At 64.7% G+C, this 2,955-nt stretch carries 4 protein-coding genes; all 4 read left to right on the top strand.

The features are described from left to right. Positions 1-703, top strand: a 703-nt coding sequence (locus AHiyo1_RS00665) for a pyridoxal-phosphate dependent enzyme (RefSeq protein ID WP_113990519.1), incomplete at its 5' end; no start/stop codon positions are given. A 14-nt stretch (positions 704-717) separates the two neighbouring features. Beyond that, the gene (locus AHiyo1_RS00670; protein ID WP_059387280.1) at positions 718-1,881 is read left to right on the top strand and encodes a cystathionine gamma-synthase; all 1,164 of its coding nucleotides are present in this window, start codon (positions 718-720) and stop codon (positions 1,879-1,881) included. 54 nt (positions 1,882-1,935) lie between these two features. Next, entirely contained in the window at positions 1,936-2,463 is a 528-nt protein-coding gene (locus tag AHiyo1_RS00675; protein WP_059387281.1) for a winged helix-turn-helix transcriptional regulator, read from the top strand. Next, on the top strand, positions 2,460-2,955 hold a 496-nt coding region (locus AHiyo1_RS00680), incomplete at its 3' end, for an MFS transporter (protein WP_113990520.1). The genes AHiyo1_RS00675 and AHiyo1_RS00680, both read left to right, overlap by 4 nt.

Consider the following 2,955-nt stretch of genomic DNA (forward strand, 5'->3'; position numbering starts at 1 on the left):
CTTCGTGGAGGGCGTCGGCGAGGACATGTGGCCGGCCAACTACGACAAGACTGTGCCGGACGATGTCATCGCCGTCAGCGACGCCGACTCCTTCGAGATGACCAGGCGCCTGGCCCGCGAGGAAGGCCTCCTGGTAGGGGGTTCCTCCGGCATGGCAGTGGTTGCCGCGTTGCAGGTGGCCAAAGACCTTGGCGAGGAAGCCGTCGTCGTCGTGATCCTGCCGGACTCCGGCCGTGGCTACCTGGCGAAGATCTTCAACGACAAGTGGATGCGTTCCTACGGCTTCCTCTCCGGCGGCGAGGAAGCCTCGGTGGGCGAGGTCCTGAAGTCCAAGACCGGCGAAATGCCGGACCTCGTCCACATCCATCCCAACGAGACCGTCCGCGATGTCATCAACATCATGAACGAATTCGGGGTCTCGCACATCCCGGTCCTCTCGCAGGAGCCGCCCGTGGTCATGGGCGAGGTGCTCGGCGCTGTCGATGAGCGCACGCTGACCTCCAAGCTGTTCCGTGGCGAGGCGAAATTGACCGACAAGATCTCCGAGCACATGGGGGAGCGCCTGCCCGTGATCGGCTCCCTGGAGACCATTTCCGCCGCACGCGAGCTGCTGTCCGACGTCGACACCGTCATGGTGACGTTCGTTGGAGCTCCCGTGGGCATCCTGACCCGCCACGACCTTCTCGCCTACCTGAGCAACTGACACTAGGAGTTCATATGTCTGCAAACGAAGCAGGATTCAACACGCGTGCCGTCCACGCCGGCCAGGCATTCGAACCGCGCACCGGCGCCGTGGTTCCGCCGCTGCACTTCAGCTCGACGTATGCCCAGGACGGCATAGGTGGTTTGCGCGACGGCTACGAGTATGGCCGCGGCGGCAACCCCACCCGAGATGCGCTGCAGGAACAGCTCGCCGCGCTCGAAGGCGGCACCCACGCGTTCAGTTTCAGCTCGGGCCTCGCAGCGGAGGACTCACTGATCCGTGCTGTTGCCCGGCCCGGCGACCACATCGTCCTCGGCAACGACGCGTATGGCGGAACCTACCGGCTCATCAACCGCGTGCTGGGTGAGTGGGGCATCGGTAACACACCAGTGGACATGTCCAACCTGAACGCCGTTGCCGCGGCCGTCGCGGTGAACAAGACCCGCATCGTCTGGGTGGAAACGCCTTCCAACCCCATGATGAAGATCACCGATATCGAAGCGCTCGCCAAAGTAGCGCACGACGCCGGTGCCCTCCTGGTGGTCGACAACACCTTTGCGTCCCCCTACTTGCAGACCCCGCTCGCCCTGGGGGCCGACGTCGTGGTCCACTCGACCACCAAGTACATCGGCGGCCACTCGGATGTGGTGGGCGGCGCGATCGTGGTCAAGGACGCCGAACTGGCAGAGAAGATCGGCTTCGTGCAGTTCGCTGTCGGCGCCGTGTCCGGACCCATGGATGCGTTCCTGACCACGCGTGGCCTCAAGACGCTCGGCGTGCGCATGGACCGCCACAGCGAGAACGCCCAGGCCGTGGCCGAGTGGTTGCTGGAGCGCCCCGAGGTTGAAGCCGTGCTGTATCCGGGGCTGCCTTCCCACCCGGGCCACGAGCTCGCGGCCAAGCAGATGAAGAAGTTCGGCGGCATGATTTCCGTGCAGTTCAAGGGCGGCGAAGCTGCGGCCCGCAAGGTGGCAGAGTCCACCCAGGTCTTCACTCTGGCCGAGTCCCTGGGCGGCATCGAGTCCCTCATGAACTATCCCTCGGAGATGACACACGCTTCGGTCAAGGGCACTGAGCTGGCCGTGCCTGTCAACCTGATCCGGCTTTCCTGCGGCATCGAGGACGTCGAGGACCTGATCGCAGACCTCGAGCAGGCGATCGGCAACATCACCGACTGAGGGCCCTCACCAAATCACCTAGCTTTCTTTAGAAAAGCCAGCTAATCTCGAACCATGCCTTTACGATCCGATTGGTCCGAGCGGACGTGCAGCCTGGCTCGTGGCCTGGATATCCTCGGGGACCCCTGGGGAAGCCTGGTGTTACGGGAAGTCTTCTTCGGCAACGGCCGCTTCGACGCCATCAAAACCCGCCTCCACATCGCAGACAACGTCCTCAGTAAAAGACTGGGCTGGCTGGTCGAGGCAGGCCTCCTTGCCCAACGGCCCTACCAAGATGGCGCCCGCACGCGCCAGGAATACGTCCTCACGGCCAAGGGCGAAGATGCCTTGCCCGTCTTGAACGCCATCATTCTCTGGTCCGAGAAGCATCTCGACGCGCCGGCGGACAACGCCCACATGCGCGTGATCCACAACGGCTGCGGGCTGCCGACCGCGTCGGCTGATACGTGCTCCCACTGCGGGTCCCGCCTGACCGCGGCCAACACCAGTTGGCATAGCCTCACGCGATCGGAACACCCCATGGCCCTGGCCACCGCCCCCGCCCGACGCGACCTCCTGGACGAATCGGAGCCCTCCGCATGACCGCACCCAATCCCACCGAACTTTCCGCCGGCAAACCAGCTGGCAAGACTCCGCGGAAGCGGCGCCTCCACCCCGCCTGGATGGTGGCCGCCGTCGCGTTCCTGGCCCTTGTGGGCGCAGCCGGATTCCGTGCAGCCCCCGGCGTACTTATGGTGCCGCTGCAACAGGAATTCGGCTGGTCAACAACCGTCTTGTCGCTCGCAGTCAGCATCAACCTGGTGTTGTTCGGGCTCACGGCACCGTTCGCTGCGGCGCTCATGGAACGCTTCGGCATCCGCACCGTCACCGCGATTGCCCTTTGCCTGATCGGTCTCGGCTCCGCCCTGACGGTGTTCGTCAACCAGTCGTGGCAGATCCTGCTGACCTGGGGCGTCCTGATCGGGCTGGGCACCGGCTCCATGGCCTTGGTTTTCGCGGCCACCATCGCCAATACGTGGTTCTCCAAGAACCGCGGACTGGTGATCGGCATCCTGACGGCGGGCAGCGCGGCCG

It is taken from the genome of Arthrobacter sp. Hiyo1 (genome assembly GCF_001263615.2).
In the GTDB taxonomy this organism is placed as follows: domain Bacteria; phylum Actinomycetota; class Actinomycetes; order Actinomycetales; family Micrococcaceae; genus Arthrobacter.